Origin of the sequence: Heyndrickxia shackletonii, from assembly GCF_001420715.1 — a bacterium.
Taxonomy (GTDB): Bacteria; Bacillota; Bacilli; order Bacillales; family Bacillaceae_C; genus Margalitia; species Margalitia shackletonii.
Window position 1 is genome coordinate 641,836 of sequence record NZ_LJJC01000015.1, and the last position, 18,051, is coordinate 659,886.

The window sequence follows — 18,051 nt, forward strand, 5'->3', positions numbered from 1 at the left end:
GCTTCATTTACTTTGTATCACCTTCGGCAGAAAGGACTTTGTTTTGTATTGCAAACTCATCCAATGATACCTAGCCTTGTATGAAGTTCGTGTTCCTCAGACCGGAAGTTTGCCGCTCGCTTCCTTCAGATTCCGCGTCACCACGGACACCCTTGCGTTAAGCTAACTGCTACTTCTGCCTTCACAGTTCGGGACTTTCACCCTAGAGACTACACCCATGCCGGGCGCACAATCAAAAGGGGTTCGGAATGTGACCATTCCGAACCCCTTTTGTCTACAATCTGAAGCTCAGATATCTAAATCTGAGCTTTTTATGTCTTCTCCAAAAACACTCCTATCCCAATGGATAAACTCTTCCCAAATAGCATATTCTAACCCTTGAGGTGATTGCATGAAGCCCACAAAGTTATTTTACCTTGCAGTTCTAATCCTTCCTTGGTTAACCGTACCCTTTCTAGGCAAAAACGCATTAAAAAGACATCTCCCTGCCGCCATTTTTATATGTACTTTTACGAAAATAATTGATACTTTTGGTGAAAAGAAAAGATGGTGGAGGTTTTATAAAGGGATTCCACCATTTGATAGTATGAATTTTTTTAACCTTGGACCCTATCTTGTTATGAGTCTTTGGATATTAAAAATGACATATGGGAAATTTGTGCTGTACATTATTTCTAATGCCATTCTTCATCTGCTATTTAACCTTCTCGGGCTAAAACTGGTAGATTGGTGTAAAATATTTACCTTAGAAAAATTAAAAAAGCCACAATACTTTTGCATCAACTGTTCGCGTGCTCTTCTTCTTTATGGGTTTCAATATATTTATGATCATAATAAAAAATGAATCCCCCCATAAGCGACCAATTGCTTACGGGGGATTCTAAAGTTCGGGCATCAATCCGCCTCTTTGGTATTTTAAATCTCTTCTTCCAACTCTACTTTTTCCGTTTTCAAAAAGAATTTCGTTACAAAAAATCCTGCTACGATAACAATTGTTGTTAAAAGCCCTGCTTCCGGACCAAAACCTCCGCCAGTTAAAATTGTGTCACGAATTTCTGGCTGCAAAATACTAGAAGTATTCGTTCCGCTTACATGAAATCCCCATACATTACCTTGAAAGAAGTTCCAGGTTAAATGATAGCCGACTGACATCCATAATCGGTTCGTTTTTAAAAACATATATGCAAACAGGAGACCAATCAATACGATATTAATAAGACCTAAAATTTTTACATTATCATTTAGAATATGTGCACAGCTAAAAATAACGGCAGAAACAATATACATAATAATTTTTGAATGTGTCGGTTTTAAAATCGAAATGATGTACCCACGAAAAAATAATTCTTCATTTAATGCCACAAAAATAAATGTAATCAGCCCTAGAAGGAGGGACCACGAAAAACTCCAGTGAACATGGTCAAAATAAATTTGTCCAGTTGCTAACAAAATAAGGAAAACCGCCGTAATCGAAGCAAATCCTAATATCAATCCAAAGATAAGCTCTCTTTTCCGCTTCCAAAAATCCGTCCAGCCCATATTTTTCATGGCCAGTTTCTTAAACTTAGTCATGATCAGAACCGTTAAAAGCACTCCACAAAAGGATGCAGCCCCTGATAGTAATCCTGTTACAGGATCATCTAATGAAAAGTTAGAAATAGATTCTAATGGAGCATCAGAAGTCGCAATGACATAAATGACAGCCGGAATCGACAGGATTGTAGTTAAGACAAGCATCAGGACAATAGAAACAACTAATTTATAAATGATACTGGCAATCAAACGCGCTTTACTTTTCACTTCCATTTTTTCATACCCCTAATAATATATATTTATCTTTCCAATCATTTTACAGGAAGGCTAATACGAAAAAAAGACTAAAAAGAAGAGATATACATCTCCCCTTTTACAATACCTTACTTAAAAACGATTGCGTTCTTGGGTTCTTCGGATTTTCAAACATTTCACGCGGAGTCCCTTCCTCCATAATAATTCCCTCGTCCATAAAAAGAACCCTGTCACCAACTTCACGGGCAAAGCCCATTTCATGTGTAACTACTACCATTGTCATGCCTTCCTTTGCAAGATCCTTCATTACTTTTAAAACATCATCGACCAGTTCAGGATCAAGAGCGGAGGTTGGTTCATCAAAGAGCATCACTTTTGGATTCATAGCAAGAGACCTTGCTATGGCAACCCGTTGTTTTTGACCGCCGGATAAACTTTCCGGATACACCTTTGCTTTATCGTAAAGTCCTACCTTTTCCAAAATGGGAAGAGCAATTTCAGCTGCATCCACCTTGCTTATCCCCTTCACCTTGATAGGTCCCAATGTGACATTCTCCAACACGGTCATATGGGGGAAAAGATTAAAATGCTGAAACACCATTCCTACCTGTGTACGTATGGCATTTATATCAATCTTTGAATCCGTTAAATTTTTCCCATCTATTATTACCTCACCAGATGAAATCTCCTCCAACAAATTCAAACATCGCAAAAAAGTGCTTTTTCCGGATCCAGATGGCCCAATGACACAAACAACTTCCTTCTCTTTAATATTTACATTGATTCCTTTTAAAACTTCGAGCGCACCAAATGATTTATGCAAGTTTTTGACCGTTATCATGTTACACATCCAGTCTCCTTTCTAACCGACGTAAATATAAAGAAGTCGGAATTGTGATACAAAGATAAAGGACACATACCATGATTAGTGTTTGGAAAGTGGCAAAATTAAGATTGTAATATTGTTGTCCCATATAAAGGAGCTCTCCAACCGCGATTACGGAAAACAACGAGGTATCTTTTAAACTAATAATAAATTGATTCCCAAGCGGAGGAATCATTCGTTTAAATGCTTGCGGCCAAATAATGTAGCGCATCGTCTGCCGTTGTGATAAACCGATGGAGCGCCCTGCTTCATGCTGCCCTTTTTCAATCGATTTGATGGCTCCACGGACAATTTCGGCAATATAGGCTCCAGCGTTAAAGGAAATCGCGATGATGGAGGCAATAATTTTATCAATATTTATCCCGATGACTTCTTCCGTAAGACCGAAATAGATGAAGAGAACTTGAGCTAGGATAGGAGTACCTCTCACGATCTCGACGTAGACCATACATATCGCTCGAATAATGCGATTCTTTGACAGCCTCCCCATTCCAACCAGTGCTCCAAGAATAAAGCCAAGAATTAATCCTCCAATCGTAATAATGAGCGTCCATACCAATCCTTGAAATAAGAACGGCAAACATTGAATATAATAACTGTTCAGTATGGCATCAATCATAAAAAAACTTTCATCTCCTAACATTGTGTGAAAGAAACGTAACATAGACTTCATTGTTACGCCTTCTCGATTTTTCAGGCTTCCATTGCTTATTTACCCCGCCATTTCTCTGATGGTTCAACTCCAAAGTATTTTTTGTAAATTTTTGCATAGGTTCCGTCCTCTATAATCTCTTTCAATGCAGCATTTACATCGTCTACTAAATCAGAGTTTTTCGGGAAGGCAATACCGTATGATTGTCCCTCTAGTACATCACCGGTTGTCTTCACTTTTCCATTTCCTTGCTGCTTAATAAAGAAAAGAACATTTGGCAAATCGTAAAAGGCAGCGTCGAGACGGCCTGTTTTCACATCCATGTAGGCATTAACGATTTCTGGGAAAGCTTCAACCTTTGCATTTGTTTTGTCTTTCAAATATGCTTGGCTTGTTGAACCTTGACGAGTACCGATCTTCTTTCCATCCACATCGTCAATAGAGTGAATCTCGCTTTCATTTGAAACCATTAACACAATGCCCGAATCATAGTATGGATCTGAAAATGCAATAGATTTTTTTCGATCGTCTGTGATGGAGATCCCTGCAATACCCATTGGATAACGCCCCGATTTCATCCCCGCAATCAACCCATCAAACTGCATGGATTCAAATTTCACTTTAAATTTAGCCCTTTTGGCAATTTCCTTGATTAAATCAATGTCGAACCCTTCCATTTCACCGGTTTTCGAATTCTTATATTCGAATGGTTTGAAATTCGAGTCTGTCGCCACTGTGTAAGTCTTCATCTTGCCATCACTTGTTCCTACGTTTTTGCCGCCTGTTCCGCATGCTGATAAAAGTGCGATTGACAGTATAACGGCCAATATCCTTATTCTTTTGCTAAAAATAACAAACCCCTCCTGTAAAAAGTTAATATTTTTTCATTCGCTATGAAAATAGCGGACTATTACTACTTTATAGAAACAGGCAGAGTATTATACCAATTCATTGAAAAGGGAAATATTCTTTTCCATTAATCTGTTATCAAATCACCGGAAAGAAGGGGCACCGTGATAAATAAGATTGAATGCTTTTTCACCTAAATTTAGAGTTTATATGTCTAAACAACATATACTAATACAAAAAAGGAATGAGGCAGTTATGAAAAACCTTTTACTGTTCACTATGTCTACCTTACTTATAGTCATTAACTTAATTGGATGTGAGCATCCTTCAAAAGGAAACGATCCAAGAAAACCGATAAATATATCGAAGCGAAAATTTATTATTCTTGATTCAGTAAATGCTCCGCTTCCGCCAGAGATAAAGGCAATTAAATCCATGCCGAGTACCTTAGAACCACAGCAAATTCCTAATGCAAATTGGAAGGACCCTATTGTCATTACGAAAATGCCTTTGAAAAACCGCAAATAAAGCCACCTGAAAAATTCGGTGGCTTCAATCATTCCTCATATTGTTGATTGTTCTTTTTACCTCTTCCACATCCGTATCACTATAAATCGCTGTCCCACGCCCTCCTGTTGTCCTGGCCAGCCATTCTTTTACTTCATTATAAGACATCCCTGACTGCGCATTTTTTCTTTTTACTTCATCAATATTTGTTCCGGCGACTGTAAATCCGTCATTGTTGCTATTCTCCATAAAAAAACCTCCTTGTTGTTTAGCATTATGTTTTCGCAAGGAGGTTTGTTTATGCATTGTTGGTATACATATTTAAGATTATTAAACGTTAACTTTAGATGGAACAAGAAACGATGAAGTTGCTTTAAGACTGTTTGTATTGGTAATCAGTATGTTATTTTACTGATTAAATTCTCATTCTATTTTACTCAAGCATCTTCTCTAAAAAAGGAATAATCTGATCATCCTTCGATATGTTCAGCTTAATCCAATCCAGTTCCTTTTTAACAAGCCTCCGGATCTGTGCTGCCGCCTTTTTGTGATGGCTTGGTGTAATGTTTTCAAAGATTTGTTCAAGTTCCGCAACTAAAGATGAAGGAAGTGATTTCTCTATTGTCTTTAATCCTAACTGTGCTCGTTCAGGCACATATCTATGCAAAAGTACTCTCCCTAAGTGATACATAACATTCGTCAGCATTCTCACTTCCCAAATGTCATTTCCCCTTGCTAACATCTTTTTATATTGGAACAAAAACCAAGCTACATCATATACGTCATCACAATATTCCGTTTCTGAGAGTGATAATCCCTGAGTATCACTAAATTCATCTAAAAGATGGCTAGGGTCGTACAACACTTTAAAATAATCCTTCCCAACAAATGATTCCCTCGTCACTGTGAACAAATCAATGTGCAGCATATCATCGAATACCGCAATGATCTGTGGGGCGATGATAAAAATATCATCATAAAAAATAATTTCCCGATAAGCCTGTAAATGGTTTAAGCGCCTTGATAAAAATTGCTCCTCATGCTCTTTATGAACAAGACAATAAAGATCAATGTCCGAATGCTCATCCTGTTCGTTTCTGCCCATAGAACCCTTTAAAAAAATGGCTTGCACAGATTTATCCTGTTTTAAACTTTCCACTATTTTTTCTACTGCTGTATTTTGTCTTAACATATTAGAATCCCCTTTTACATTTCCTATTTATCATATTTCGGTATCTCTGATTATTTTCCTTTTTTTAAAATTTGATATAGAACGGGATTTGTCCCTATTTCCAATTAAGTGGAGCAAGGATCCTTCTTCCCATTCCACCACTCAACCGCCAGTTGAGTGAAAACTTTCGGAACATTCAACTATCTGTTGATAGTTTGATAGGGATGAAAATGTTACCATCATATTAAACAGCGCGCACTGTATTATTTTAAGGAGGAGAATAAAATGCTCGATACACGTAAAATTGGCGTATATATTTCTAAACTTCGCAAAGACAAGGATATGACTCAATTAGAGTTAGCAGATCAATTAAATGTAAGCCACCAAGCCGTTTCAAAATGGGAACGCGGGGAATCACTTCCCGATATCGGGACACTGCCGATGATTGCCCATATATTTGATATAACGGTCGACGATATCATGAACGCAGGAGAAGCGCTAGAACATCGAAAATACCTTCATATTGGAGATATGTTTAGTGAAATTTCCAGCGGGAAAACGGAAGAAGTAGCGGAAATGGTCAATTCTGGAGAGATAAGCGTAGAGGAATTTGTGGATGTTGCCCCATTAGTAAAATCTAGTATTCTAGATAAGGTTACAGAAAGCCTGGATAAAAGAGTTTTTAATGTAGAAACAGTCATGCAGTTGGCACCATTCGTTGGTTCGGAAGTATTGGATGAATTAGTTCAGCAAATGGCCGATGAAGAAATCAATTGGGATATTGTTGCAAGATTTGCTCCATTTCTTAGTAAAGATTCGCTGAGAAAATTAGTGGATAAAACAATTGGAAATACTTTGTCTATACAAGATCTTGTCAGAATTGCCCCATTCCTTGGCAGAGAATACGTTGATATGCTGCTCGAGAAAGCTGTGGATGGTACAATCAGCTGGAGCTTTGTTCATGCCCTCGCTCCATTTGTAAGTAGAGAACGATTAAATGAAATAGTTAATAAGGTAGTCGATGGAAAGCTAGATATTAATAGGGTTACAAGCCTTGCACCTTTCTTAGGCAGAGAAAATATCGGAACGTTGCTTGAAAAAGTCGGTACTGATAAAATGACTCCGGATATATTGGTAAAACTTGCTCCGTTTGTGGGAAAGGAACGATTAAATGATTTGGTTTGTCAGGTTGAAGAGGGTGAAATAGATATACAACGGATTAAGGCCCTCGCTCCTTTTTTAGGCAGAGAGAATATCGAAACACTGCTGAAAAAAATCGGAATTGATCATATAGACCCAGATGTATTGGCAAGCTTAGCGCCTTTTTTGGGAAGGGAAACGTTGAGTGGCTTAGTGAAAGAATTATTGGGGAGAGTTAAATAAACAAGATAATGCAAAAACCGTCTATGCTGACGGTTTTTTTATAGTATATATTGCAATGTAGTTGTGGGGAATCATTCCTTGTCCTACCCTTCAGCAAATTAAGGGATATGACATTTGATCCACCTATCGGAGAAGGACCATACCCCCAGTCCAAATTAGGTGGACAAGGGATTGGACCCTCCGCCACACTTACAAGTCGTCAACCAATATATAAGCAGCCTTTACTGGACCATGAACACCAACGACTAGGTTCATCTCGATATCCGCGGAGTTGCTTGGTCCTGTAATAAAGTTGATACAGGAAGGAATCACTTCGCCTTTTTGAATTTTTTCACGAATTTGAACGGCCGCTTGAGTCATCCGTGGAACGAGGGAGCTTTTTGGAATAATGGCAATATAGGTACGAGGAAGCAAGCTCACGGACCGCCCCTTGTTCTTGTCATTGAATAAAACAACGGTTCCTGATTCGGCTAACGTGATATCACTAAAAGTAATACCAACATTCGCTTTCTCGCAAAGGTCTATATTTTTTTCTCCCATAGTAGGATCCCAAATATGAACGTCCATTTGTTTACTTGGCCACACTTCATGTATAAGCGTATGCAATCCGGCTTGTTCAAAACGCTCATCCTTCCAAAGGGAAAGCGGGCCGCCTCCATATTGCTTCACTACGGTATCCAATGTAGATGCTAACTCACCAACATTCGTGTCGAAATAATCAACATGAATGTTCACACATTGGGCTTTGAAAACTTGAACTAATTCTTCCTGGGTCGCTCCTTTTAATATTTCGTATTGGGGCTTTTTGGAATAAGAAGGCAGAGCTACTCCATGAGGTTTCGGCTCTCTACCTAGATTTTTAGCAATTTTATTTAAAAATCCATCACGATTTTGAATGGTACCGATCATGTTAGTCATCTCCTTCCTTCCTTTTATGGAACCAGTCGCGGAATCGCTCTTTATTCGGAGCAGGGAAATCACGAATTTCTGTCCACGCCTTTAACGGGCCTGGTCCTTTTGTGATTTTATTATCCTTCACAAATGGCTTCACTGCCTTTGTTGCTATTTTAGAACCGACTCCATAAAAACCACTGGATGCAGCACCCAATCCAAAGGCTTTCATCATTAGTTTTTCGGAAACACGCGCCTTTCCTTCCCGTTCCACAATGATCTGTCGATGTTTATGAAGCAACTCATGGAGCGGAATTTTTACAGGACAAACATCTGTACATGCCCCACACAAGGATGAAGCATATGGAAGCTCCTTGAACTCGTCATAACCACCTAACAATGGTGAAAGTACCGCACCAATTGGACCTGGATAGATAGAACCGTAGGAATGTCCGCCAATATGGCGATAAACTGGACAAACATTAATACACGCGGCACAACGGATACATTGTAGAATCGGTTGGAATTCCGTACCGAGAATTTCTGCCCTGCCATTGTCCACAATGACTAGATGAAATTCTTCCGGTCCATCTACTTCCCCTTCTATTCTTGGTCCAGTTAGGGACGTAACATAACTGGTCAATCGCTGTCCAACGGCACTTCTTGTTAAAAGACTTACCAATACTTCCATTTCCTCATAGGTAGGAACAATCCTCTCCATACCCATAACAGTAATTTGCGTTTTCGGAAGAGTTGTCACCATCCTTGCATTTCCTTCATTGGTTACAAGACTAATAGATCCACTTTCCGCAATGGCGAAGTTACAGCCTGTTATACCAACATCCGCTGATAAAAATTCCTTTCTGAGCATAGCCCTAGCGTGTGCAGCTAGCTCCTCCGGTTTTTCTGTTTTGGTATAACCAATCTTTTCTGTAAACACATCCCGGATCTGCTCCTTGTTTTTATGCAAGGCCGGTGCAACAATATGGGATGGCGGATCATGGTCATCAATTTGCAGAATGTACTCTCCTAAATCGGTTTCCACTACTTCACAACCTGCCTCTTCCAGGCACTCGTTCAAACTGATTTCCTCTGTTACCATAGATTTTGATTTGACTATTTTTTTCGCATTCTTTTTAACTACAACATTTTTAATATATTCGCGCGCTTCTTCAGCTGTTTCGGCAAAAAAGACATGACCGCCGCGTTTTGCGACATTTTCACTTAATTGATATAAATAATAATCGAGATTAGCCAGTACGTTTTGACGGATTTCTTCACCAAGAGTTCGCCAATCCTCCCAATTGCCAAGCTGTTCTGCAGCTAAGCCCCGGTTATGCTGCAAGCGTTCTTGAGCTCCACGAACGGCACCGCGCATAAAACCATCATGAAGCCCTTCATCCATCCGGCTTTTAAATTGTTTTTCGCTAATTTTTATGCCCAATATGCTCACCTCCATGGCCGCTATTTAATACTTCAGCAATATGTAATACCTTAATCGGTTTTCCTTTGCGATCAATACGTCCGCCAATATTCATTAAGCAGCCGCAGTCAGCGCCAATTAAATATTCCGCTTCTGTCTCCTCTACATGCTGGACTTTCTCATCTACCATCTTCTCAGAAATCGGCCCCATTTTTACAGAAAAGGTTCCGCCAAAACCACAACAATTATGTGCATTAGGTAGTGGTTCAATTTCTAAACCTTTTACATTTTTTAAAAGTTTCATAGGTGCTTCTTTCACACCAAGCAGCCTTGTCATATGGCAGGATGGATGATAAGTGGCTTTCCCATCCAATCTAGCTCCAACATCTTCTATTTTTAAAACATCCACAATAAATTGCGTGAATTCATATGTTTTATCCGCTAGATTTCTCGCTTTCCGCTCCCATTCCGGGTCACCTGCAAAAATCTTAGGGTATTCTTTAAACATAAAGGCACAAGAACCAGATGGCGCCACTACATAATCAGCATCTTGAAAAGCCGTTATCATTTTCTTCATAGCAGGTTTCGTATCTTCCACATAGCCGCTATTGTAGGAAGGCTGCCCGCAGCATACTTGCCCTTCTGGAAAATCGACCTCACAACCTAGCCTCTCGAGCAATTCCACCATCGATTTTCCTACATCCGTTTTAAACATATCTACTAGACATGTAATAAATAAACTTACTTTCAACTTTGTCACCTTCTTAAAAGTATAGGGAACATAAGGTCATCAGATGACCTGTTAATATTGTAACTCCAATTTAAAATTTTGAAAAGGCCCTTACTGTTCGCCCTACTTTTAGACTTATTCTACTTTTTTATAAAAATACCTTTCCAACAATAAAATCCTCACTCGTCTTGGTGAGGATTTTATTGCCAATTACTATTTTAAATAATCCTTAAGCATCTCTTCTACACTGTTCAAGTGGTCTAGCATGGCGGTTCTGGCTTGCTCCGATTCTCTTTTTTCAATATGTTTTAACACCCGAGCATGCTGTTCATAAAGAGTCTCGAGTGTGGAAACTTTTGAATATAACCAGATTCTTCTTGTTTCTTCCATCGCTTTTACCATTAATTCAGAAACGTGGCTCATCAAACTAATTAATAACGGATTATGAGTCGCTTTAACAAGTGCCATATGAAAGTCAAGGTCCGCCTGTTCCCCTAATTCTTCATTTCCAGTCGCCTTTTCCATATCCAATAAAGCACTTTTCATATTGGCTAAATCTTCTTCTGTATGCTGCAGTGCCGCTGTAATCGCTACTCCAGTCTCTAATATTTTCCTGACTTCAAGAAGATGTACGATATCTTCCTTATCCATTAAAAGTGCCTGATCAATGGGGTAGGTGATGTCGCTAGGTTCAAACTTACGTACAAACGTACCTTCCCCCTGTCTCAATTCAATTAACCCCATAGCTCTTAAAGATGTAAGTGCTTCACGGATCGTGGATCTTCCTACTGAAAAATTTTCTGCAAGCTGCTGAACAGAGTCTAATTTTTGACCTGGCTGCAATTTACCTTCACGAATCATATCTATTAACTCACTTGCGACTTGTTCATATATTTTTTTGGGTTGTATCTTTTTATATTCCATTTTTTCACTCCTGAAATGCACGATCCATATTCTTTATTTTCCCATAAAACTTTTCACTGAATACATCTCTATCTTACTATATTCGCTAAAAGTTTTATAAAAATAGCTGTATCTTATATTTATTTTTTCTCTCACCATCTTCATTTCATTCTGTTTCACCCTTTTTTGGAATATAAAATAGTAGAGTTTTCGTTTCAAAATTTGTCCATACTAATCGAATGGAAGGTGATACTTTGATAAAAAAAATACATAGAATTTTAACTACTATCTTCGTCTTTATTTTAGCATTCACACCAAATATGCATGTTAAGGCTCCTCTCGCTCATGTTCAAGCACATGCGATAGAGGAAAAAGGAGATCTGTCCAATCAGCTCGATCAGCTTTTAAATAAGGATCATAACTTATATGGTGCAATTGCCGGTGTCAGTGTTCGGTCAGCTGCCACTGGGCAAATCATGTATGATCATTTTGGAAGTATCCGCTTACGACCTGCATCCAATATGAAACTTCTAACAGCTGCTGCTGCATTGTCCGCTTTAGGCGAAAACTACCGGTTTACTACTGAAATCCTTACAAATGGAAGAAAACAAGGGAACACGTTACACGGAAATCTATTTTTAAAAGGAAAGGGAGACCCCACTCTTTTGAAAAAGGATTTTGATTCCATGGCTGCGGATCTTCGTAAAAAAGGTATAAAGTCAATTCAAGGCGACCTTATTGGAGATGACACATGGTATGACAACGTAAGATTATCCACTGATCTCATGTGGAGCGATGAAACGAGTTATTATGGGGCACAGGTTTCAGCATTGACTGCATCACCCGACAAGGATTTCGATGCCGGAACGGTGGTAGTGGAAGTAAAACCCGGCAGTGAAATTGGTTCTAAAGCAATTACTGCTGTCACTCCAAAAACAAGCTATGTCAAAATTGTCAACAATGCCGTTACCGTTTCACCGGATAGTAGAAAAGAAATTAGAATTAAACGTGACCATGGCTCCAATACCGTTACCATTGAAGGAACTATTCCCGTAAAAGCCAGCATAACAAAGGAATGGATTGCAGTCTGGGAACCTACCCGTTTTGCATTGGATTTGTTTAAACAATCACTTGCGGAGAATGGAATTAAGGTTGAAGGAAAGGTCAAAACAGGAGTGACATCTGATGGCTCACAATTATTAATTACACATAAATCCATCCCTTTAAAACAATTACTCTTTCCTTTTATGAAATTAAGCAATAACGGTCATGCCGAAACGCTTGTAAAAGAAATGGGCAAAGTGGTAAAAGGAGAAGGCAGCTGGGATAAGGGAATTGAGGTAATGATAAAGCAATTATCAAAACTAGGGGTGCATACAAACTCGCTAGTAATAAGGGACGGATCCGGGATTTCCCATATCGATTTAGTACCTGCGGACGAAATTTCTTCTTTACTGTATGCAGTACAAAAACAGAAATGGTACCACTCTTATTTACAGTCTCTTCCTGTTGCTGGTGAAACGGACAAAATGGTTGGCGGTTCACTAAGATATCGTATGAAAACTGCTCCGTTAAAAGGAAATGTGAAGGCAAAAACCGGAACCCTTTCCACCATTACTTCCTTATCCGGATACCTAAAAACCACAAGCGGAAAGGAACTAATATTTTCTATTTTGCTAAACAACCTAACTGATGAGTCAAAAGGGAAGGATATAGAGGATAAAATTTGTGCAATATTAGTCAATCAATAATATTCAAGAAATAGCGGATAGTCTCTTAATATGGCTATGCGCTTTTTGTTTGCGGTTGCACGGCTTCCCTGGACGAACTTGGGACTTGTCCACAGATAGTGACTGATGAATCCACTTCCATTAGATAATTCAGTCACTTTACAGAATAATTCAGGCAGTTCACGTAATTATTCAGGCATAATTCGGAATAATTCAGGCAATACCGGGTTGGCCCCCTTATTTTAGACACATACTCCTATTATCTTTCTTTTTCGCAGTATTTTATTTTTTTGTTTAAGATGGAAATTGCCCCCTCTGTCTTCGCTAATTTTGTGATAGTATCATATCGACTTGACATGGAGCCTCTTCGCGCATGATTCTCTATCCAGGAACCCAGCCTCTTAAGAAGCTGTATTCACCAACTAGGTTATCATGCGCTGCTCCATATCAAGTCGTGCTCCTAATTCGTTCTGCTTTTATACCAAATAAGGGGCCAATTTCCTCTCATCCTATTCTCACTACAAATTAATAACCATTTCTTCCATACTACCTACCTCGTTAAATTTCTTATGGAACTGAGTAGGGGAAAGATAATGAAGACTCCCATGATATCTTCGGTGATTATAAAATTCCATATACTCATCTAGCCGGTAATACGCTTCATCAAAACACTCAAAGGTGTACCGTTGGTAACACTCCCGTTCGATGATACTGTGAAATGATTCTATATACGCATTTAAATTGGGTGATTTTGGGGGAATACGTTCATGATAAATTTTATGGAGTTCACAAAATTCCCCAAAGTCTTTACTTACAAATTGTGGACCATTATCGGTTCGAATAATGATACTATATTCCTTTTCATCTTGTGGCAAATGAACCTGACGCCGTATAATGGCTTCTTGAAGCATTGTATTAATGTTCTCGGCTTTACATGTTGATCCTCGATAATAACCTACAATACAACGGTCGAATACATCTATGGCACTTGCCAGAAAAAAGAACCGGCCACTGTCTTCTATCGAACCATATTTAATATCTACTTGCCATAATTGGTTGGGTCCGGTAATTGAGTGCTGCTTAGCTAGTCGTCTTGGATAGGAAGGAGAAACGTTGCGCTTTGGCAGTAGAATGCCTAACTTATCACATAATCGGTACACTTTTTTAAAGTTAATCACTAGATTATGTTCCACCCTTAAATAATTGGTTAACTTACGATAACCATAGATTCCTTCTTCTCCTTCTATGCCTTCCATTAAAAGCTCTTCAATTTGTTCGTCGGAAACCATAGATCCATCTTTTCTTAATGAATAACCTGGACTAGGACGCCCTCGCTTCGTTACTATTTTTTCATTTGTTTCAATATCCTGATGATAGTAGTACAAAGAGCGACTCACCTCCAATGCCTTCATCGTTTGTTTTACAGGAAAACCTTCCGCAACCCAAAGATTCACTTCATCTAATTTTGAATTTATAGAGATTCGTTTTTTTTTATTAAATTCTTTAACATGGCAACTTCCAGTTCTTTTTCTCCAAGCAATTTCATCGCTTGTTCATACTTTTCTAGTAGTTCGCCTTTAGTGGGGTTATCAGATAATATGGTTGTACCCTCATTTTCCATTAGATCAAGCATTTCATCTTTATATTCATTCATCCACCTTCTAAAGGTATCTCTTGATATTCCCGCCTTTCGGGCAATAGAAGAATGGTTACCCGTTTCTAACGCAAGCCGAACATATTTCTTTTTTACATCTTCAATTACATCAATTTTCTTTCCAGGCATGGGTCTTCACCTCCCTATGAATCATTTTGTATGTTATACATTAAGTGTAAACCTAAGGTATTATCGTGTCTAAATGATTAAGGGGGCTAAAAAGATACAACCTCTCAATATATTCCACAAGTGGTGCATGACACACTATGTGAAACCTTTATTATGGGGATTCCGTAGATAAAATGCAGGACTTTTATTTTTTATTGGAGATGAGTAAAAATGGAATTCATTTTTTTAGCGATTGGGATTGCTCTAGCTGGTTATTTTATTGGGGATGGTTTAAAGAATTTTAATAATCCAACTGCGAAAAGCGTCTTTCAAAAGTGGGAGGAAAGTGATGAGCATGAGTTAATAAAAGAGAGCGATATACACTTTTACATGGGAATTTCTAAGGAAGATGCAAAAGCCTTAGTAAATGACCATCCGGAAATACCGCATCTAGCTCTAAATGGAAAGAGTTATTATCCAAAAAGAAAATTGCGGGAATGGCTTTTAAAAATTGGAGAGTAACTTTTATGATTTTCCACTGTCCATATGGAATGGACAAACCTTCTATTTGTCCACAAGTAGTGCCTGACACTAATGATACCCAAATAGGCACCTTTTGGGACACCAGTAATATTTAGGTATATAATGGGGTTGTAGAGGCTTTTCTAATTTAGGAGGCGCATTGAAATGTTTCGTAAGATTTTAGTAGCAGTCGATGGTTCTGAGATGAGTGAAAAAGCTTTGGAAGCAGGATTGCATCTTGCAAAAGAACAAAAAGCAGATGTTACTTTAGTACATGTGGAGAGAAATATTACGATTCCAGTAGGTTTGGAAGGTACTACAGTCGATAATATTTATGAATCCATCCAAAAAGAAGGAGAAAACCTTTTAAATAATATGAAAGTGAAGGCAGAAGCAGAGGGAATACAAGCCCAAACCGTTTATCTTCAGGGCGATCCTGCCGTTCAAATTGTTCAACTTGCAGAAAAAGAAAATCACCAATTAATCGTAATCGGAAGCCGCGGCTTAGGCAATATTAAAGAAATGATGCTCGGAAGCGTGAGCCACAAGATTTCTCAATTGTCTCATTGCCCAGTATTAATTGTAAAATAAACAAAAAATACAGGGAGGTTACATGTCTCCCTGTATTTTTTCTTGGATACGTAATCGGTTTTACATAAGTAAGCGAAACTATTGAAAGGAAACTTTGAAGGAGGGAGAAAAGTGAAAATTGTCGGAGTTTCAGGTTCACTGGCAGGAAGTAAAACAATGCAAACCGTACATGAAGTTTTAGCTGCAGCCAAAAATATCAATCCCGCCATTGAAACGGAATTAATTGATTTACAAGAATATGACGTTGAATTTATGCGTGGTACACCATTATCTTATTACAACGACGATACCCAAACCGTCGTTAACAAAATACTCCAAGCAGATAGTTTGGTTATTGGAACCCCTATTTACCAAGCATCAATTTCAGGTACATTAAAAAACTTATTCGATTTAATGCCGATACGGGCATTTAAATCAAAAGTAGTTGGATGTATTACCAATGGTGGATCTTCTAAACATCTTCTCGTAACACAATATCAATTAAAACCAATTCTTCATTATTTAGAAGCAATTGTCGTTGCAAAGGACGTATTTGTTCATAATGATTTATTCGATGTAGAGACTGCGGAGATTTTGGATAAGGATATTTTACGAAGAATAAACAAATTAGCGGAAGAAATGCTATATTTACAAGGCAAATTAGGAGGTTAGCGAACAGTTTATGGTACTGTCCGCTAACTTTTTTCTATGGTACATTAATGCTTTATCAAACATTGCTGAGACACCTGGTTACTCTTTTCATTATTAACTAATTGCTTTTATTTGCTTGCCTAGCCTTCAAGTATCCAACCAATTTTGCATCTCACTTTGGCTTTTCCTTCTTCTTGGTCACTTGAACCTTAATAAAGGACAATTCGCTTCCGTTTTTCCTTCCTCTTGGTCTTTTGAACCTTTATAAAGGACAATTCGCTTCCGTTTTTTCTTCCTCCTGGCATTTTGAACACTCACAAATTAACAAAAATCAAATTCCTACAGTATTCATTAAAACTACGCGATACCCATCCGGGTCCTCAATGGTAATTCCACCGCGATCCCAATATGGATTTTCCGACGGCACTTGACGATATCCCATTCTCAATAATCGTTCCGCCATTTCATTCCACATAAAAGTATCTGCTATATAAAAGACAAGCAACTGATCTTCTGGCGGATGCGGAATTGGCTTTCCACTTTCATGCTGTGTAAATTCCAAATGATAACTCTTATCGGGAATGCCGAACATCACACCCTCATACCCTTCATGTTTTTGAAACTCGCCTACTTTTTGGAGACCTAATCCTTTCCCGTAAAACTCAATAATCTTCTCCATCTGGTTCGTGGGTCTTGCGATTCGGAATTGAACAGCTGGAACTAGCGTCGACCATTCTTTTCTTACAGTGATTTCATATGGAAGAGTTGGGTGAGTTAAATAAGCTTCCGTATTTCCACTGACTACAAGTTTAATAGGATGCACTTCTGCAGGACGATCTGTCGGATACCAGTTCCGTCCGATTTTCACTAACACACCTACCCCCTCTTCCTTTCCAAAAAAGGAAAAAGAGTCCTGCTCAATCTTATATTGATTTTCTATATACGGAGAAAGAAAATCACGTAATTCATAGATATTTGTGCTAGGCATACCAATTTCCCCTACTCTATACCAACCATCGGACTCCTCTTCCCCTTGTTGAAACGGCCTCTCCAAAATCTCTAGAATATTTCCATCCGGATCATAAAAGTACGCCTGTTTTCCTTTCCAATACATGCTTGTTTCTCCTTCTTCGTTGGATAGGAGTAATTTTTCTTTTTCCAAACGGTTATATATTTCATCAAAAAAAGCAGATCCTAAATGGAAACATACATGGTAGTATGGCTGCGCATCATCTTTCTCAAAATAAACTCTTGTTGTTCCGGCTAAAACGGCAAAGCTTCTCTCATCCTCATAAACTAGCTGCATTTGTAAAAGATTTGTATAAAACTTTTTCATTTTTTCTAAGTAATATGCTTTTAACTGTACTCGGTAAATTTTCATGATTATTCCCCCTTCATCTCAAAAACAAGCATCCCAACACTTTGTTGAAATGCCTGAGCATTCAATTATTTTCCTTCGTATTGTCTCTCGTTTTTCCTTTGGAAATATCCCCATCTGTGGCGATTCTTTCTCACCATATCCTGCTCGATTAATTTAGCAATCTCTATTTGTTCATACGAAAATAACATATTGATCCCTCCATAAAATTTTTAAATTGGATTTTAATGACAAACTTTATTTTTATTTAGTAAC

Annotated in this window: 20 protein-coding genes and 1 pseudogene; 6 read left to right on the forward strand and 15 right to left on the reverse strand. The window is 38.3% G+C overall.

The genetic code is table 11. The features are described from left to right. Positions 1 to 915: 915 nt before the first annotated feature. From AN964_RS24795 to AN964_RS24810, 4 genes are all read right to left on the reverse strand, one after another. Positions 916 to 1,806 carry a CPBP family intramembrane glutamic endopeptidase gene (locus AN964_RS24795; protein ID WP_055742447.1) on the reverse strand — a complete coding sequence of 297 codons (891 nt, stop codon included), beginning with the start codon at positions 1,804 to 1,806 and terminating at the stop codon, positions 916 to 918. 100 nt (positions 1,807 to 1,906) lie between these two features. Beyond that, entirely contained in the window at positions 1,907 to 2,629 is a 723-nt protein-coding gene (locus AN964_RS24800) for an amino acid ABC transporter ATP-binding protein (RefSeq protein WP_055742448.1), read from the reverse strand. Position 2,630: 1 nt separating this feature from the next. Then, a complete protein-coding gene (locus AN964_RS24805; protein ID WP_055742525.1) occupies positions 2,631 to 3,293 on the reverse strand; it encodes an amino acid ABC transporter permease in 663 nt (220 codons plus the stop codon). An 89-nt stretch (positions 3,294 to 3,382) separates the two neighbouring features. Then, positions 3,383 to 4,153, reverse strand: a complete 771-nt coding sequence (locus AN964_RS24810) for a transporter substrate-binding domain-containing protein (RefSeq protein WP_055742449.1) — start codon at positions 4,151 to 4,153, stop codon at positions 3,383 to 3,385. A 277-nt stretch (positions 4,154 to 4,430) separates the two neighbouring features. On the opposite strand from AN964_RS24810, the gene AN964_RS24815 reads away from it, so the two are divergent. Beyond that, entirely contained in the window at positions 4,431 to 4,703 is a 273-nt protein-coding gene (locus AN964_RS24815) for a hypothetical protein (protein WP_055742450.1), read from the forward strand. A 24-nt stretch (positions 4,704 to 4,727) separates the two neighbouring features. Here AN964_RS24815 and AN964_RS24820 read toward each other — a convergent pair whose 3' ends face one another. Together AN964_RS24820 and AN964_RS24825 are read right to left on the reverse strand one after the other, a co-directional pair. Next, positions 4,728 to 4,931, reverse strand: coding sequence for a hypothetical protein (locus AN964_RS24820; protein ID WP_055742451.1), 204 nt, complete (start codon positions 4,929 to 4,931; stop codon positions 4,728 to 4,730). Between the two features lie 184 nt (positions 4,932 to 5,115). Next, positions 5,116 to 5,874, reverse strand: coding sequence for a nucleotidyltransferase domain-containing protein (locus AN964_RS24825; protein ID WP_055742452.1), 759 nt, complete (start codon positions 5,872 to 5,874; stop codon positions 5,116 to 5,118). Between the two features lie 264 nt (positions 5,875 to 6,138). On the opposite strand from AN964_RS24825, the gene AN964_RS25900 reads away from it, so the two are divergent. Further along, positions 6,139 to 7,236, forward strand: coding sequence for a helix-turn-helix transcriptional regulator (locus AN964_RS25900; protein ID WP_083489552.1), 1,098 nt, complete (start codon positions 6,139 to 6,141; stop codon positions 7,234 to 7,236). A gap of 189 nt (positions 7,237 to 7,425) precedes the next feature. On the opposite strand, the gene AN964_RS24835 is transcribed toward AN964_RS25900, so the two are convergent. From AN964_RS24835 to AN964_RS24850, 4 genes are all read right to left on the reverse strand, one after another. Continuing rightward, positions 7,426 to 8,145: a LutC/YkgG family protein gene (locus AN964_RS24835; RefSeq protein ID WP_055742453.1), complete on the reverse strand. Its 720-nt coding sequence runs from the start codon at positions 8,143 to 8,145 to the stop codon at positions 7,426 to 7,428. 1 nt (position 8,146) lies between these two features. After that, positions 8,147 to 9,532 carry a LutB/LldF family L-lactate oxidation iron-sulfur protein gene (locus tag AN964_RS24840; RefSeq protein ID WP_437177127.1) on the reverse strand — a complete coding sequence of 462 codons (1,386 nt, stop codon included), beginning with the start codon at positions 9,530 to 9,532 and terminating at the stop codon, positions 8,147 to 8,149. A gap of 22 nt (positions 9,533 to 9,554) precedes the next feature. Then, positions 9,555 to 10,301: a (Fe-S)-binding protein gene (locus AN964_RS24845; RefSeq protein WP_055742455.1), complete on the reverse strand. Its 747-nt coding sequence runs from the start codon at positions 10,299 to 10,301 to the stop codon at positions 9,555 to 9,557. Positions 10,302 to 10,493: 192 nt separating this feature from the next. Beyond that, complete coding sequence (locus AN964_RS24850) at positions 10,494 to 11,204, reverse strand: FadR/GntR family transcriptional regulator (RefSeq protein ID WP_055742456.1); 711 nt, start codon at positions 11,202 to 11,204, stop codon at positions 10,494 to 10,496. Between the two features lie 233 nt (positions 11,205 to 11,437). On the opposite strand from AN964_RS24850, the gene dacB reads away from it, so the two are divergent. Then, positions 11,438 to 12,934, forward strand: coding sequence for a D-alanyl-D-alanine carboxypeptidase/D-alanyl-D-alanine endopeptidase (dacB, locus tag AN964_RS24855; RefSeq protein ID WP_437177124.1), 1,497 nt, complete (start codon positions 11,438 to 11,440; stop codon positions 12,932 to 12,934). 497 nt (positions 12,935 to 13,431) lie between these two features. Here dacB and AN964_RS24860 read toward each other — a convergent pair whose 3' ends face one another. Together AN964_RS24860 and AN964_RS24865 are read right to left on the reverse strand one after the other, a co-directional pair. After that, positions 13,432 to 14,310 (reverse strand): IS3 family transposase, encoded by an 879-nt coding sequence (locus AN964_RS24860; protein WP_244885906.1) that lies wholly within the window; start codon positions 14,308 to 14,310, stop codon positions 13,432 to 13,434. A 74-nt stretch (positions 14,311 to 14,384) separates the two neighbouring features. Next, positions 14,385 to 14,696 (reverse strand): helix-turn-helix domain-containing protein, encoded by a 312-nt coding sequence (locus AN964_RS24865; RefSeq protein WP_055741498.1) that lies wholly within the window; start codon positions 14,694 to 14,696, stop codon positions 14,385 to 14,387. Positions 14,697 to 14,906: 210 nt separating this feature from the next. Here AN964_RS24865 and AN964_RS24870 point away from each other — a divergent pair, with 210 nt between their 5' ends. The 3 genes from AN964_RS24870 to AN964_RS24880 all read left to right on the forward strand — a co-directional run bounded on the left by AN964_RS24870 (position 14,907) and on the right by AN964_RS24880 (position 16,439). Then, positions 14,907 to 15,197: a hypothetical protein gene (locus AN964_RS24870; RefSeq protein ID WP_055742457.1), complete on the forward strand. Its 291-nt coding sequence runs from the start codon at positions 14,907 to 14,909 to the stop codon at positions 15,195 to 15,197. 165 nt (positions 15,198 to 15,362) lie between these two features. After that, complete coding sequence (locus tag AN964_RS24875; protein ID WP_055742458.1) at positions 15,363 to 15,788, forward strand: universal stress protein; 426 nt, start codon at positions 15,363 to 15,365, stop codon at positions 15,786 to 15,788. A gap of 111 nt (positions 15,789 to 15,899) precedes the next feature. After that, positions 15,900 to 16,439 (forward strand): NADPH-dependent FMN reductase, encoded by a 540-nt coding sequence (locus tag AN964_RS24880; RefSeq protein ID WP_055742459.1) that lies wholly within the window; start codon positions 15,900 to 15,902, stop codon positions 16,437 to 16,439. 310 nt (positions 16,440 to 16,749) lie between these two features. Here AN964_RS24880 and AN964_RS27630 read toward each other — a convergent pair whose 3' ends face one another. The 3 genes and pseudogenes from AN964_RS27630 to AN964_RS27410 all read right to left on the reverse strand — a co-directional run bounded on the left by AN964_RS27630 (position 16,750) and on the right by AN964_RS27410 (position 17,987). Next, positions 16,750 to 17,169, reverse strand: coding sequence for a VOC family protein (locus AN964_RS27630; RefSeq protein ID WP_437177128.1), 420 nt, complete (start codon positions 17,167 to 17,169; stop codon positions 16,750 to 16,752). Positions 17,170 to 17,484: 315 nt separating this feature from the next. Then, positions 17,485 to 17,799, reverse strand: a pseudogene (locus AN964_RS27635) (VOC family protein); the annotation flags it as partial. 65 nt (positions 17,800 to 17,864) lie between these two features. Next, a complete protein-coding gene (locus AN964_RS27410; protein WP_268888422.1) occupies positions 17,865 to 17,987 on the reverse strand; it encodes a hypothetical protein in 123 nt (40 codons plus the stop codon). Positions 17,988 to 18,051: the final 64 nt, after the last annotated feature.

Coding starts and splice junctions, on each gene's coding strand:
- AN964_RS24795 (WP_055742447.1), bottom strand. CDS start 1,806: ATGGAAGTGAAAAGTAAAGCGCGTTTGATTGCCAGTATCATTTATAAA.
- AN964_RS24800 (WP_055742448.1), bottom strand. CDS start 2,629: ATGATAACGGTCAAAAACTTGCATAAATCATTTGGTGCGCTCGAAGTT.
- AN964_RS24805 (WP_055742525.1), bottom strand. CDS start 3,293: ATGATTGATGCCATACTGAACAGTTATTATATTCAATGTTTGCCGTTC.
- AN964_RS24815 (WP_055742450.1), top strand. CDS start 4,431: ATGAAAAACCTTTTACTGTTCACTATGTCTACCTTACTTATAGTCATT.
- AN964_RS24820 (WP_055742451.1), bottom strand. CDS start 4,931: ATGGAGAATAGCAACAATGACGGATTTACAGTCGCCGGAACAAATATT.
- AN964_RS24825 (WP_055742452.1), bottom strand. CDS start 5,874: ATGTTAAGACAAAATACAGCAGTAGAAAAAATAGTGGAAAGTTTAAAA.
- AN964_RS25900 (WP_083489552.1), top strand. CDS start 6,139: ATGCTCGATACACGTAAAATTGGCGTATATATTTCTAAACTTCGCAAA.
- AN964_RS24835 (WP_055742453.1), bottom strand. CDS start 8,145: ATGATCGGTACCATTCAAAATCGTGATGGATTTTTAAATAAAATTGCT.
- AN964_RS24840 (WP_437177127.1), bottom strand. CDS start 9,532: ATGGATGAAGGGCTTCATGATGGTTTTATGCGCGGTGCCGTTCGTGGA.
- AN964_RS24850 (WP_055742456.1), bottom strand. CDS start 11,204: ATGGAATATAAAAAGATACAACCCAAAAAAATATATGAACAAGTCGCA.
- AN964_RS24865 (WP_055741498.1), bottom strand. CDS start 14,696: ATGCCTGGAAAGAAAATTGATGTAATTGAAGATGTAAAAAAGAAATAT.
- AN964_RS24870 (WP_055742457.1), top strand. CDS start 14,907: ATGGAATTCATTTTTTTAGCGATTGGGATTGCTCTAGCTGGTTATTTT.
- AN964_RS24875 (WP_055742458.1), top strand. CDS start 15,363: ATGTTTCGTAAGATTTTAGTAGCAGTCGATGGTTCTGAGATGAGTGAA.
- AN964_RS27410 (WP_268888422.1), bottom strand. CDS start 17,987: ATGTTATTTTCGTATGAACAAATAGAGATTGCTAAATTAATCGAGCAG.